Source organism: Pantoea sp. B65, assembly GCF_047308185.1.
Taxonomy (GTDB): domain Bacteria; phylum Pseudomonadota; class Gammaproteobacteria; order Enterobacterales; family Enterobacteriaceae; genus Erwinia.
On the sequence record NZ_JAHXPU010000023.1, the window covers coordinates 64,188 to 77,840 of the forward strand.

11 protein-coding genes are annotated in these 13,653 nt (G+C 55.7%); all 11 read left to right on the forward strand.

Annotation, left to right across the window (positions count from 1 at the left end; all coding sequences use genetic code 11):
• Position 1 precedes the first annotated feature (1 nt).
• Positions 2-1,228 (forward strand): DotU family type VI secretion system protein, encoded by a 1,227-nt coding sequence (locus JWF83_RS10345; protein ID WP_413650122.1) that lies wholly within the window; start codon positions 2-4, stop codon positions 1,226-1,228.
• Between the two features lie 3 nt (positions 1,229-1,231).
• Positions 1,232-4,858 carry a type VI secretion system membrane subunit TssM gene (gene tssM / locus JWF83_RS10350; protein WP_413650123.1) on the forward strand — a complete coding sequence of 1,209 codons (3,627 nt, stop codon included), beginning with the start codon at positions 1,232-1,234 and terminating at the stop codon, positions 4,856-4,858.
• A 16-nt stretch (positions 4,859-4,874) separates the two neighbouring features.
• On the forward strand, positions 4,875-5,588 hold the full coding sequence (gene tagF, locus JWF83_RS10355; protein ID WP_413650328.1) for a type VI secretion system-associated protein TagF: 714 nt from the start codon (positions 4,875-4,877) through the stop codon (positions 5,586-5,588).
• 23 nt (positions 5,589-5,611) lie between these two features.
• On the forward strand, positions 5,612-6,628 hold the full coding sequence (tssA, locus tag JWF83_RS10360; protein WP_413650124.1) for a type VI secretion system protein TssA: 1,017 nt from the start codon (positions 5,612-5,614) through the stop codon (positions 6,626-6,628).
• Positions 6,629-6,685: 57 nt separating this feature from the next.
• Entirely contained in the window at positions 6,686-7,222 is a 537-nt protein-coding gene (gene tssB / locus JWF83_RS10365; RefSeq protein ID WP_413650125.1) for a type VI secretion system contractile sheath small subunit, read from the forward strand.
• 6 nt (positions 7,223-7,228) lie between these two features.
• The gene (gene tssC, locus JWF83_RS10370) at positions 7,229-8,728 is read left to right on the forward strand and encodes a type VI secretion system contractile sheath large subunit (protein ID WP_413650329.1); all 1,500 of its coding nucleotides are present in this window, start codon (positions 7,229-7,231) and stop codon (positions 8,726-8,728) included.
• Positions 8,729-8,889: 161 nt separating this feature from the next.
• The gene (locus tag JWF83_RS10375; RefSeq protein ID WP_413650126.1) at positions 8,890-9,360 is read left to right on the forward strand and encodes an Hcp family type VI secretion system effector; all 471 of its coding nucleotides are present in this window, start codon (positions 8,890-8,892) and stop codon (positions 9,358-9,360) included.
• Positions 9,361-9,608: 248 nt separating this feature from the next.
• A complete protein-coding gene (gene tagH, locus JWF83_RS10380) occupies positions 9,609-11,312 on the forward strand; it encodes a type VI secretion system-associated FHA domain protein TagH (RefSeq protein ID WP_413650127.1) in 1,704 nt (567 codons plus the stop codon).
• Positions 11,312-12,106 carry a PP2C family protein-serine/threonine phosphatase gene (locus tag JWF83_RS10385; protein WP_413650330.1) on the forward strand — a complete coding sequence of 265 codons (795 nt, stop codon included), beginning with the start codon at positions 11,312-11,314 and terminating at the stop codon, positions 12,104-12,106. Before tagH ends, JWF83_RS10385 begins: the two co-directional genes overlap by 1 nt.
• Positions 12,107-12,131: 25 nt before the next feature.
• Positions 12,132-13,085, forward strand: coding sequence for a hypothetical protein (locus JWF83_RS10390; RefSeq protein ID WP_413650128.1), 954 nt, complete (start codon positions 12,132-12,134; stop codon positions 13,083-13,085).
• A 32-nt stretch (positions 13,086-13,117) separates the two neighbouring features.
• Positions 13,118-13,651: a type VI secretion system baseplate subunit TssE gene (tssE, locus tag JWF83_RS10395; protein ID WP_413650129.1), complete on the forward strand. Its 534-nt coding sequence runs from the start codon at positions 13,118-13,120 to the stop codon at positions 13,649-13,651.
• Positions 13,652-13,653: the final 2 nt, after the last annotated feature.

Genomic DNA, 13,653 nt, shown 5'->3' on the forward strand with positions numbered 1-13,653 from the left:
TATGTTGCAGGATCCTGATACCACTCTGCCGGAAGCATCCAGCCATAATCTGCTGGTTGCCGCAGCTAACCCGCTGCTGAATGCCATCCCGCAAATCCGTCACTCTGTCAGCCATGACGATCCCGCAGGGCTTCGTCAGCGACTGATTGATGAGATTCGCCATTTTGAAAGTAAAAGTCAGCATGCCGGCTTGCCCTATGAGGTGATCGTGGGCGCACGTTATTGCTTATGCACTGCGCTGGATGAAGCCGCCGCGTTAACTCCCTGGGGCAGCCGTGGCGTCTGGCCGGGTAGCGGCCTGCTGGTGACCTTTCACAATGAAACCTGGGGCGGCGAAAAATTTTTTCAGCTGCTTTCCCGCCTGTCACAAAGTCCGCGTGAGCATATTTTTCTGCTGGAGTTAATTAACTACTGTCTGCAGATGGGCTTTGAAGGGCGCTATCGGGTGATGGAAAACGGCCGGTCACAGCTTGAAACGATCAAACAACGTTTACGGCAGATGATTTATGCGGTACGCGGCGGGTATGCGTTGCCATTATCGCCACACCCCAAAGACCAGCCAAGGGTTAGTCAGCTGTGGCGGCCGGTGGTTCCACTGTGGGCGTGCGCCACGCTGGCCGGTTTGCTGGCCTGTCTGTTCTATATCTCCCTCAACTGGCGACTGAGTGATAAAACCAGCCCGGTACTGGCGGCGCTGTATCAGACCCGACTGCCGGAAGTCACCATTCATAATCCGGCGCCCCTGCCGCCGCCGGTGCTGAATCTGCGCGGTTTCCTGCAGGAGGAGATCAGACAGGGGTGGGTGACGGTGCGTGATGAGGTCGATCAAAGTGTGGTGACACTGAATGGCGACGGTCTGTTCCCCTCCGCGTCAACCACGGTGCGCGACGAGTACCTGCCGGTGCTGAATCGGATCGCGCAGGCGATGAATAATGTCAGCGGCACCATCCGGGTGGCGGGTTATAGCGATAACCTGCCGATACGCAGCGCGCGTTTCGCCTCGAATTATCAGCTGTCGCTGGCACGGGCGGAAGCGGTGAGCAAATTATTGCAGGCGCATCTGACCCGGCCCGAACGTGTCAAAGCGGAAGGGCGGGGTGACAGCAGCCCGGTGGCGCCAAACGACAGTGCGGAAAATCGTGCGCGCAACCGCAGGGTAGAAATAACGCTGCTGGTTGCACCGGTGCAGACACAGACGGAGCTGAACGCTTTAGCGCAAGGAAATTAACCGATGCTGAATAGTCTGTTTTCTCTTATTACCCACCGGTTGCTGTGGGGATTGATTGGGATTAGTGCGCTGGCCTTAACCCTGTGGGTGGTTGGCCCGCTACTCTCGATTGCGGACTGGCGCCCCCTGGAATCGGAACGCAGTCGCCTGATGATCATCGCCTTACTCTATCTGTTGTGGGTAATCAGCCATCTGCTGCCACGGCTGTATAACGCCTGGCTTAATCGTCAGCTTATGGGCAGCCTGAGCAGTGCGCCAGCGGAGGATCAGCCGCGTCTTAACAGTGACGATCGGCTGTTAACCGAGCGTTTTAATGAGGCGGCGCAGTTACTCAAAAAAGCGCATTTCACCCGGAGCGACGGCCAGCGCAGGTCACGCTGGCTACAACGTTTCAGTAGTCAGTACCTGTATCAGTTGCCCTGGTACATGATTATTGGCGCGCCAGGGGCGGGGAAAACCACGGCGCTGGTTAACTCCGGTTTGCAGTTTCCGCTGGCGGAACGGTTTGGCAAAACCGCCCTGCGCGGTATCGGTGGTACGCGCAATTGCGACTGGTGGTTTACAAATGATGCCGTACTGCTGGATACCGCCGGGCGCTACACCATGCAACAGAGCCAGCAGCAGCAGGATGCGGGCGAATGGCAGCGCTTTGTCGCGCTGCTACGCAAGTACCGCGGACGTCAGCCGGTCAATGGGGTAATTATTACCCTTAGCGTGAGCGATCTGCTGACCCAGAATGGTGAGGCCGCTCAGCAACACGCCCGATCACTGCGTCAGCGCCTGACGGAACTGCGTGAACAACTGGCTATCCACTTTCCGGTATATGTGCTGGTGACGAAAGTCGATTTGTTAAAAGGTTTTCGCGCCTATTTCTCGGCGCTGGATAAGCCGCAGCGCGAGCAAATCTGGGGATTTACCTTCCCATGGCAACAGGCAAAACTGGCCGATTTCGATCTGAACGGTCGTTTTAGCGCGGAGTATGCCCTGTTGCAACAACGGCTGGATGCCGGGCTGGCGGATACGCTGTTGCAGGAAAGCGACGCGAAAATGCGCGCCGAAAGCTATCTCTTCCCGCAGCAATTTGCCGCATTGCGCCTGCTGTTATCTGAGATGCTTGGTGCGCTGTTTTCCCGCTCTGATTATGACCAGCCGTTTAGCGTGCGCGGCGTCTACTTCGCCAGCGGCACCCAGGAAGGGTTACCTTTTGATCGCGTGATGGGGGAGCTTAACCGCGCCATGCAGCTGCCGCCGCACGAGGGTAGCCATGCCGGCAGTGGCGCTGCCTGGGATAGCGTTAGCAAAGCGTCGCCGATTCCGGCCAGTAAAGGGCAAAGTTTCTTTCTGAAACAACTGTTGCAGGAGGTGGTGTTCCAGGAATCGGGATTAGCGGGCAGCAACCGCTGGTGGGAGCTGCGCCATCGGGCGTTACTCTGGTCAGGCTATATTCTGTTGTTGGCGCTGATGATCATCGCCGCACTCTTCTGGCTTACCAGTTTTAGCAATAATAAGGCTTACCTGCAGGAGATGCAGGCAAAAGTGCCGCAAGTGGAGCAGCAAAGCCAGCAACTGCAGACCCAGGGTGACAGCGACCTGTTCTCTCTGTTGCCATTTCTTAACAGCCTGCAGCATCTGGCTGAGAGCCAGTATTTTGACCTTAACTCCCCACCCCTGACGAGGCGCATGGGGCTGTATCGCGGGGGAGAAATCAGTGATGCCAGTACTGTGCTGTATCAGAAGTCCCTTAAGCAGCTATTACTGCCGCAGGTGGCGCAGGCGATTACCCGCTGGCTGCGTAGCGTTGACGGCAGCGATGCGGATTACCGCTATGAGGCGTTGAAAGCCTACCAGATGCTGTATCAGCCGAAACAGTATGACGGTAAGTTTTTGCGCGCCTGGCTGATGCTGAATATTCAGCGATCTCTGCCTGCCGGTGTCACTCAGCTGCAGCTGAATCAGCTGGAGGCGCATCTGGTTCAGCTGCTGGAAACGCAAATTCAGACCTCTCCCTACGCGCGCGATGACAGCCTGGTGGCGCGTGAACAGATGCAGATTAATCAGCTGCCTCTGTCGCAACGTGTGTATGGCCGGCTAAAACGTATGCTGGAGCATGACGACAGTTTAAAACCGGTTTCACTGGCGTCGCTGGCCGGTTCCCAGAGTGAACTGGTGTTTTCGCGGCAGAGCGGTAAACCCGCCAGTGAAGGGCTGGCGGGTCTGTATACGCCGGATGGTTACTGGCTGAGCTTCAATAAAAACATGGCGCCGGTTACGGCGGCCTTGCATCAGGATGACCTGTGGGTGCTGGGGGGACACAGTCAAAATGAAGATCGGCAACAGACCGATAATGCGGTACGTCAGCGCTATATCAGCGATTTTATTGCGCAGTGGGAGAGCCTGTTACAGGACATCCAGCTGAATAGCAGCAGCGATCTGACACAGCGCATCAACACCGCGCGTCTGCTCTCCGCGAATAACTCACCGCTGCGCCGTCTGGTTATCAATCTGGGCCAGTATCTGATGCTGGAGAAAGGTCCTGATGGCCAGACTGATGCCACGCTACAGCAGGCGGTCGAACCGCTTAACAACGCCACCCGCACTTTGCAGGCACTGTTTCGTTCGCAGCAGGCCGCCAGGTTACCACCACAGCAGCAGACGCCCGAGCAGGCGGTGACCAGCCATTTCGCGGCATTTTTAGAACTGGCGCAGCCGCTGGAAAAGGGCGGCGAGGCTATCGTGTTCGATGACATTATCAAACAAATTGATGAGGTGTATCGCTATCTGAATACCGTTCAGGACGCGGCCAATAGCGGTATGCCGCCGCCGGCCAGTGAACCGGTCAGCCGCTTACAGGCCAGCGCCGGGCGCTTACCGCCAGCGCTGCAGAAGATGCTGACCAGTCTGGCGATTGGGGCCAGCAGCGATACCCAGCGACGTGACCTGGAGAATGTCAGTAAACGCATCAATATGGAGGTCGGCAGCTTCTGCCGTCAGGCGATCGCCGGACGCTATCCGCTGGCGCGTGCCGGGCAGGCGGAAGTGACGCCGGACGATCTGGCTCGCATGTTTGCTCCCGGCAGCGGCCTGATGGATGCCTTCTTTCGCGATAACCTGGCGAATAAAGTCGATACCACGCAGGCGAACTGGCGTTTTATGCCGGGCATTGACGGTAAGAGCTTGCCTGGCGGCGAAGCGATACTGCGCCCTTTCCAGCAGGCGCAAAGCATTCGCGATGCGTTCTTTGCCAGCGGCGCCACTTCACCCTCGTTCCGTATCACGGTACGCACCCTGAGTATGGATAACGACATCCTGAACCTGACGCTGGATGTCGATGGCCAGCAACTGCGCTTCAGCCACGGTCCGCAGGCGGTGCAGCAGGTGAGCTGGCCAGGCCCCGGCGGCACCAGTCAGGTGCGGATGCAGTTAGGGCTAACGAACGGCACCACATCAACTTTAGTGACTAATGGCCCCTGGGCGCTTAATCGTTTCTTTGATCGCGCCCGGCTGAGCGCCGGCAGTAGCAGTTTGAGTCGCCAGGCGGCGTTTAACCTTGACGGGCATCAGGTAGCGCTGGAGTTCACGCCCGGCAGCATTCGCAACCCATTTCAACTCTCCGGGTTCTCATGCCCATAGCTGCAAGGAAATGATGATGACAAGCCACTCCACTGCGATTATCTGGTTCGGGAAATTACCCAGCGCCGGTGATTTTTTGCAGCGACGTTTTCCCGAAGAGTTGATCAACCAATGGACCCACTGGTTTCAGGTAGGGCTGATGAACTGGCAGCAGAATAGCGAGGAGCGGCAGGCGAGCGGACGTCATTTTCACCATGCGCCGGTATGGAATTTTGTCGTGCCGCCGATGCTGGGTAGCCAGCTGATACAGATGGGCTGCCTGCTGCCGGCCTGTGACAGTATCGGGCGCCATTACCCGATTTGCGCGCAGCGCATCTTTACTCCGGCGCAGTGGTCTGCGCAAATGTTAACCATGGCCGGAGAGTGGTATCAGCGGTTGGGGAGCACGGTACTGCAGGCCGTTCGGGATGGTTTCTCGGCAGAGCAGCTTGATCAGGCTCTGCTGAGCATTCCGGCGCCGCTGGATCCGGCGGCGGAGCGGCGTTCGGATATTCTGGATGTGATTGGTTATGGCGACGGCGTCACCAGCCTGAGCTGGAAACAGGTATCCGACTGCTTTGACCCACAGCGCTACACCAGCTTTTGGTGGAGTAATCAGACCGATGGTTACCCGCTCTATACCCATGTTCACAGTGGCAATCTGACCGGCCAGCTGTTCTCCATGCTGTTCGATCCGGCAGCTGGTTCGCGCCCCGGGCGCCATGGTCTTTATCCACCGATGTTTGACTGAGCCAGAGAGCAAAAGGAATCAATATGGATCTCGACGCCTTGTTAGCGCCGATTAGTGATGAGCGGCCATGCGGGGAAAATCTTGAATATCACGCTGACTTTATCGCCATGGAGCAGGCGTGTGCGGGCAAAGCTGAACAGCAGTTTGGCGACACCGTGATCCCGGCAGAGCCTGCTGACTGGAACCGGGTTGAAGCGCTGGCGACCAGCCTGCTGATGCGCAGTAAAGATCTGCGCGTGATGCTGGTACTGACCCGGGCATGGACACAACTGCAGGGACTCAGGGGCTACGCCAAAGGCTTACAGCTAATTGCTCAGTCAGTACAACGCTTCTGGCAGTCGCTTTATCCGGCGCTGGATGAGGAGGGAGAAGCTGAGCCGTGGCACCGGATTAATGCGCTGGCAGGGTTAAGCGATAAGTCCGCATTAACCATGGCGGTGCGCCACTCCTCGCTGCTGCGCTCAGTTGCCGATGAGATCACCTTACGTGATGCCTGTTTATTGCTGGAGGGCAGTAAAACCGACTTAGCGGATTATCCCGGCGGACGGGTACGCCTGATGGATGAACTGGCGCGCAGTCAGCATCCGAATATTGCAGCGCTACTTAATATTAGTGAGTACCTGCAAACCGTCAGGGCGCTACTGACTGAACGGCTTGGCGAGTCGGCGGTGCCGGCTATGGAGCAACTGATTAAAACCGTGAACACCGTCGCTCAGGCCTGCCATGCCACGGATCTCGCCGCGCTGATACCGACGCAGGTCAAAGCCAGCGGGGTTAAGTCGCACCCGGCGCCGGTAACTCTGGCGAGTGCTGGCGGCGATGACTGGCGCAGCGCCGTGCTGCAGTCGCGTGGCGATGCGTTGCTGATGCTGGATAAGGTGAAACAGTTCTTTGCCGAGAATGAGCCTGGTCATCCCGCGCCGTTAATGATTGAGCGTGTGCAGCGGGTTATCGGGCTCGACTTTATGGAAATGATGCGCGAGCTGGCGCCCGAGGGGGTGACTCAACTGGAGAATATCTTAGGGCGCCGCGCTAACTAAGCACGCTACGCACCAGGTGTTACCTGTTGTTACTACGCATATTTGATGGAGCAAACTATGCCAATAAATAAATCCGGCGGGCAGAAGTTTATCGCCCGCAACCGCGCACCGCGGGTACAGATTGAATACGATGTGGAAGTGTATGGAGCAGAACGCAAGATCCAGCTGCCTTTTGTGATGGGGGTGATTTCCGATCTGGCCGGCCGGTCAGGCGGTGAACTGCCGGCCCTCGACCAGCGCAAATTTGTCGATATCGATAGTGACAATTTCGACGAGCGAATGAAGTCCCTGCAACCGCGGGTGGTGTTTCAGACCGAAAATACGCTGGGCGGCGAAGGGCAGCTGCATATCGATCTCACCTTCAACAGTCTGGATGACTTCTCACCGGATGCGGTGGCGCGCAATGTGACGGCTCTGAGCCACCTGCTTGATGCACGTACGCAACTCTCCAATCTGTTGAGTTATATGGATGGCAAAAATGGCGCAGAGCAGCTGATTGCCAATATTTTGCAGGATGCAGAGTGCCTGAAGCGACTCAGTGAGTTACCTGAGTCGTCCGCGGCATTGCCGCCACGTTTAGCGGGAGAGGAATAAATAATGATGAGTAATATCAGCCAGCAGCAGCCGACGCTGCTTTTGCAGCAATATAGCGAAGAGGAATTCAGCGCGCTGTTAGATAAGGAGTTCCGGCCGAAAAGCGAGCAGGCGCGTAATGCGGTCGACAGCGCGGTAAAAACCCTCGCCCGGCAGGCGGTTCAGCACAGTCCGACCATCTCTGGTGATGCCTGGCGCACCATCCAGACGCTGATAGCTGAAATCGATCAGCAGCTGTCGCAGCAGATCAATCAGATCATCCATCACGAGGAGTTTCGTCAGCTGGAGGGGGCGTGGCGCGGTCTGAGCTACCTGGTCCAGAATACCGAAAGTGACGAAATGCTGAAGGTGCGGGTGCTCAGCGTTGGCAAAGCGGAACTGGGGCGCACGCTGAAGCGCTATAAAGGTGTTAGCTGGGATCAAAGCCCGATTTTTAAAAAGATTTATGAAGAGGAGTATGGTCAGTTTGGCGGTGAGCCTTTTGGCTGTCTGGTGGGCGACTACTATTTTGATCACAGCCCGCAGGATGTCGAGTTACTGGGTGAAATGTCGCATATCGCGGCGGCTTCGCACTGTCCGTTTATTACCGGTATCGCACCGGGCATCCTGCAGATGGAGTCATGGCAAGAGTTGGCCAACCCGCGCGACCTGACCAAAATTTTTCAGAATAGCGAATATACGGCGTGGCGCACGCTGCGCGAATCTGAAGATGCGCGCTACCTTGGGCTGGTAATGCCACGTTTCCTGGCGCGTTTGCCTTATGGTATCCGCACCAATCCGGTGGACAGCTTCAATTTTGAGGAGCAGAGCGAAGGCGCCGATCATAGTCATTACATCTGGAGCAATGCCGCCTATGCGATGGCGGCCAACATTAACCGTGCGTTTAAACAATATGGCTGGTGTACGGCGATTCGCGGAGTGGAATCGGGTGGGGCGGTGGAGAACCTCTACTCACACACTTTCCCCGGTGATGACGGCGGGGTGGATTTAAAATGCCCGACGGAGATTGCCATCAGCGATCGTCGTGAAGCGGAACTGGCGAAGAGTGGTTTTATCCCGCTGGTGCACCGCAAAAACACCGATTTTGCCGCTTTTATTGGCGCGCAGTCGTTGCAGAAACCGGCTGAATATCATGATGCCGATGCCACCGCCAATGCCCGTCTGGCGGTGCGTTTGCCGTATCTGTTCGCCTGCTGTCGCTTCGCGCACTATCTGAAATGCATTGTACGCGACAAAATCGGCTCCTTTCGGGAACGTGAGGATATGGAACGCTGGCTTAACGACTGGGTGATGAATTATGTCGATGGCGACCCGCTGAACTCTTCGCAGGAAACAAAATCGCGCAAACCCCTGGCCGCCGCCGAAGTATTGGTGGAAGAGAGCGAAGAGACGCCGGGTTACTACGCGGCAAAATTCTTTCTGCGCCCCCATTATCAGCTGGAAGGGCTGACGGTTTCGCTTCGGCTGGTATCAAAATTACCGTCACTGAAATCTGACAGTAACTGAGAAAGAATATGGTTAATTAATTAACCATACCCTCTGAATAATCTCATGTAGCAGCGATATTCAGACGCGAGGCAGAGGTAAAGCATGGATTGTTTTATTTGACATCCATGCTTTTCTGTATGCCATATCAGAGCCTTAAAGTTAAGAGAGGGAGGATAGATATGTCTACTGATATGTATTTAAAAGTTGAGGGTGTAAGTGGTGAATCAAAAGATTCCAATCATAATGGCTGGACGGATATCACTTCATTCTCCTGGGGCGCAACACAGCAGGGTAATACGGGTGGCGCGGTAGGGAAAGTGAATTTCAGTGATTTGCATATTACCGCGCCGGTAGATAAATCGGTAACGGCGTTAATAAAGTATTGTGCGACCGGTAAGTATGTTAATAAAGTGGAACTTTCTCTCTGTCGCGCCGGTGGTCAGCAAATCGAGTTTCTGAAAATTACTCTGCAGGATGTCCTGGTGACCACGGTAGATTTCAGCGGTGCGACCAAGGACGATAAGCTGGCGGTGACCTACTGCTTCCAGGCGGCGAAGGTCAGACAGCAATACTGGGAAACCACCAGTTCGGGTGGCAAAGGCGCAGAAACCAGCGCCGGCTGGGATATTAAAGAGAATCGCGAGATTTAATGAGAATGAGCAATCTCTTATAACGGGAGATTGCTCTGTTAGTTTTGTCTGCAGGGCGGGTGATTAAAATCTTCGAGGTAGTGAAGTTAAATATCCATATGCTGTAACGGGCGGTAATATCCTGTGATTATTGCTAAATATAATAACGCAGGTGATAAGTGACTATTTATGGCTAACTTATAAAGTAATTATTTATTTTTTATGTCCATCTGGTTGAGTTATAAATATATTAACCGCAGGATAACGTTATGCGATTTACTATTATAACCATTAAAAATGATCATCAGCCGCCGCAGCACTATTGCGACTTTTTACCGCCTGGCGGCACCATTGGACGCGGTATTGATAATAATCTGGTATTGCCGGACGATGACCGCGCTATCTCCCGCTTGCAGGCGATAGTACATATTACCGCCGAGGGTGAATGTCGTATTACCAATCGCGGAAATGTGACACGGGTGGTGCTGAATGATATCCCACTGGAGCGTGGTCGCCAGGTTGATTTACAGGACGGCGATATTCTCGGCATTGATGATTATCGATTACAGGTTAACGAGCTGAAAGCGGGCGTGCCCCCCGCTGCGCCGCAGCTGCCTCTGGTTGCGGCGCCAGCTGCTGCGCCGGGTTTAATCCCGGACAGTGCGGAAGCTGCGCCAAAAGCGATCCCAAATGAGATTTGGGACGATCTGATACAGGAGTTCGCGCCCCATAATCCCCCGGCCAGTCGCGCTGAGCCAGAGCCTGCGGCAGATAATCTTAATCCGTTAACCGACCTGATTAGTTCAGCCGAACCGTTACCTGCGCCCGATGCAAATGGCGCCGGGCTGATATTTTCCCAGCCGACGCCTTCAGCCGATGCGCTGTTTGCTGAGGAATCGCTGTTCCACCAGCACAGTCTGCTGGCCGACTCCGGCCCCAGTGTACTGATGGCGAATTTTGCGCCGAATGAACCTGAACCACAACGTGCCATCGCATCTGATGAGCAGGATCCTCTGGCGCTGTTTGGCGCCTGCGCGGAAGCCCTGCCGGGCAGTAGCCTGGATCCGCTGGGTTTAATCAGCGCTGCTACGCCGCTATCTGGCCTGTCGACGCCAGCTGCCGAGGCGACTGGCGCCGCAAGCCCGGCGCAGGCCCCCGCGCTGCCGGTCGATAATAACTCACCGCCCGCGCTAAGCGCGCAGCCGCAAACCGGGCAACAGGATTATGGCGGTATTACGTTGCCAACGCCGCAAACCGTGGCGCGCAACTATCCGCCGCCGCCGAAAGGGCGTCTCGGTATCGACCCGGTGGTGAATAACACGCAGCATCCGCCACCGTCGTCAGCCGGCGGCGAGGTTTTACAGGGGGAATTATTGCAGGCGCTGATCGACGGGATGGGGCTGACCGATATGCAGCCGGTGCCGCGTTTTGCACCACAGAATATGGAGCAACTCGGCCAGATGCTCAGCATGTTTTCTCAGGGCACGGTAGCGTTGCTGTCATCACGCTCAATCCTGAAGCGAGGCGTAAAAGCGGAGATGACGGTGATCCTTGATGAGGCTAACAATCCATTCAAATTGCTGCCTTCTGGCAAAACCGTCCTGATGCAGATGTTTGGCAGCCGCATGCCGGGTTTTATGCCGCCGACGCAATCAGTGCGCGATGCGCTGGTCGATCTCCAGGCGCATCAGCTGGGGATGATTGCCGGGATCCGCGCGATTATCGCTTCAATGCTGCAGTCGTTTAACCCGAAGCAGCTGGCTGAAGAAGCGCAGCAGGAAAATTCGCTGTCGCGACTGTCGCTGCCAGCCAGCCGCAAAGCCGCATTATGGGACTATTTCACCCGCCGCTATAAGCAAACTGCCGGTGAAATTGAAGACGACTTCCATACCTTGTTTGGCGAAGCCTTCTTACATGCCTACGACATGGAAGTTAATCAGTATAAAGATTCACAGAACCGAACGGAAAAATGATGAATATCACCTTTGCTTCCCTGTCGAATCAGGGCGACCGCGAAAGTAATCAGGACCAGCTTGGTGAACTTGTCGGGGAGCGTTCCGCCTGCTTTGTCGTCTGTGATGGTGTGGCTGGCTTTCCCGGCGGCGATATTGCCGCCAGGCTGGCACGCGATACGCTGGTTAGCTGTTTTGACGGGCAGCAGCATCTTAACGCGCAGCGTATTCGCCAGTGTGTGACCCACGCCAACCACGTAATCCGTCAGCAGCAGCAGCTTAATCGCGCCCACGGCCGGATGGGAACCACGATGGTCAGTCTGTTTATCGATCGTGATTACCAGCTTGCTTACTGGGCGCATGCCGGTGATAGCCGTCTGTACCTGTTTCGCCGTGGCTATCTGTTTCATGTCACCACTGACCACAGCCTGGTGCAGCAGATGAAAGATGCCGGACATCAAACCGATGGCATCAACAATAATCTGCTCTATTTTGCTTTGGGCATGGACGATGAGGAGCGTGGCGCCAGTTACAGCGACGTCGTGCCGCTGGAAGACGGGGATGTGTTTCTGCTCTGTACTGATGGTTTCTGGCATGGCGTGGCGCAGCAGTATATGCAGCAGGCGCTGCATATGGTGAATACGCCGCAAGAGTGGCTGACATTAATGCATCAGTTAATCAGGAAAACCGATGAACAGGCGGCAGGTAAGCAGGATAACTACAGTGCGATTGCGGTTTGGCTGGGTTCGCCACAGGAAACGACGCTGCTGCACTCCCTGGCGGACACTGCCCGGTTTATCTCCCCGGATGCCTGAGATATTACGTGGTGTAAGGAAACCTATGAAATATCCGCTAGTTGCAGTTTTTGCTCTGCTGACTGCCGCAGAGGCCGGCGCGCAGAATTATCGTGTGGTCTATTCCCCCTCACTCCAACTGGAGATCTATATTGATAACCTGAAAGATCAAAATCCGGCCAGCTGGTGCGCGCCGCAACTGCCGCTGCGCATTGTGGCGGGTGGCGACAAGCAACCTGAAGTGCTACAGGATTTTCTGCCGCGGGTGGGAAATTTGCTCGGACAACAGTGTGCCAGCCTTAATCAACTTGACTGGCAGATGAACGATAGCGCGGGCAACCCTCTGGCGCGCGGCAATGCGGCCAAAATGGATAACTGGGCGCCGAAGCTGAACGGCGGGGATGATCCGCGGACCCTGAGTAAGGCGCCAGAGTTGTCTCCGGCCGCCGATACCACACCCTGGCTGCAATTCAGTTTAATTGAGGGCTGCCATTTCCGCGGCTATTGGGGAACCGATAGCCGGGCCAGCGCGTTATTTGTACCGGCGAAGCAGGGGACAAAATGTGGCGATGATGGCTGGCTGAGCGGCCAGAGCCAGATTACCCAGGTGCTGCCGGGGGCGACCCGCAATATCAGCATCACTTTTCTGCAGGGTTTCCCGGTGGCTGGCCTGAATGGCGCGGCAGCAGAGAGTCCGCTGCAAATTACTACCGTTAACAATCAACGTATGGTGTTGAGTGATGCCGGCGCGCCGCAAAGCTGGATGATTTTACCCTATGCCGCGCAGCTGAATGGCTGGCAATCTGACGGTACTGTCGCGGTACAGCTGGCGCAGAGTGATGCGGCAGATGAAGACCAGTTACAGGCACGGCTGGAGGCGGTGCGTAAGGTCTGGTCGTCGTATCTGCTGGCGGACGGCCCGCTGACCATTCTGCTGGTAGATGCTCTGCAGCCGCAGCTTAAAGATCCGGCCGCAGGCGCCTGGCGCAGCATCAAATAAACCCCAGGCCATAACTGGCAGAGGATAAGGATATGCTCTCTCTTCATCAACAACGTCATCAATCTTCATCACTGCAAGGGCGTGACAGTATGCAACCCTCGCTGCTGGATCGTCTGAGTGATGATGCCCCGGACAAGCTGCAGGAGCTGCCTTCCCAGCGCTTACTGAGCCACAGTGCGCTGCGTCGTCAGGTATTGCGTGATTTGCAGTGGCTATTAAACAGCATTAACAGTACCAGCCGTCACGACCTGCGGTCATTGTTACATGTACAGCGTTCCACCTTTAATTTTGGCGTCACCGCACTGTCTGGTCAGCATGTGTCGGCTATCGAATGGTCGCGGCTACAGCGCCAGCTGACTGAGGCCATTGTGCATTTTGAGCCGCGGATATTGCCGCAGGGATTGCAGGTGCGTTGTCTCTCGGATTGCAAAGCGCTGAATCTGCACAATCTGCTATCGATTGAGATTAAAGGCCGGTTGTGGTGTGTGCCGTATCCGCTTGAGTTTCTGTTTCACAGCAAAATCGATCTGGAAAACGGCCATTTCGAGCTGAAAGATGTGGGTTAAAT

Bases quoted from the DNA above. Each gene is read 5' to 3' on its own strand.
- JWF83_RS10385 (WP_413650330.1), top strand. From the start codon at position 11,312: ATGAATATCACCTTTGCTTCCCTGTCGAATCAGGGCGACCGCGAAAGT.
- tssA (WP_413650124.1), top strand. From the start codon at position 5,612: ATGGATCTCGACGCCTTGTTAGCGCCGATTAGTGATGAGCGGCCATGC.
- tagF (WP_413650328.1), top strand. From the start codon at position 4,875: ATGACAAGCCACTCCACTGCGATTATCTGGTTCGGGAAATTACCCAGC.
- tssM (WP_413650123.1), top strand. From the start codon at position 1,232: ATGCTGAATAGTCTGTTTTCTCTTATTACCCACCGGTTGCTGTGGGGA.
- tagH (WP_413650127.1), top strand. From the start codon at position 9,609: ATGCGATTTACTATTATAACCATTAAAAATGATCATCAGCCGCCGCAG.
- tssB (WP_413650125.1), top strand. From the start codon at position 6,686: ATGCCAATAAATAAATCCGGCGGGCAGAAGTTTATCGCCCGCAACCGC.
- tssC (WP_413650329.1), top strand. From the start codon at position 7,229: ATGAGTAATATCAGCCAGCAGCAGCCGACGCTGCTTTTGCAGCAATAT.
- tssE (WP_413650129.1), top strand. From the start codon at position 13,118: ATGCTCTCTCTTCATCAACAACGTCATCAATCTTCATCACTGCAAGGG.
- JWF83_RS10375 (WP_413650126.1), top strand. From the start codon at position 8,890: ATGTCTACTGATATGTATTTAAAAGTTGAGGGTGTAAGTGGTGAATCA.
- JWF83_RS10345 (WP_413650122.1), top strand. From the start codon at position 2: ATGTTGCAGGATCCTGATACCACTCTGCCGGAAGCATCCAGCCATAAT.
- JWF83_RS10390 (WP_413650128.1), top strand. From the start codon at position 12,132: ATGAAATATCCGCTAGTTGCAGTTTTTGCTCTGCTGACTGCCGCAGAG.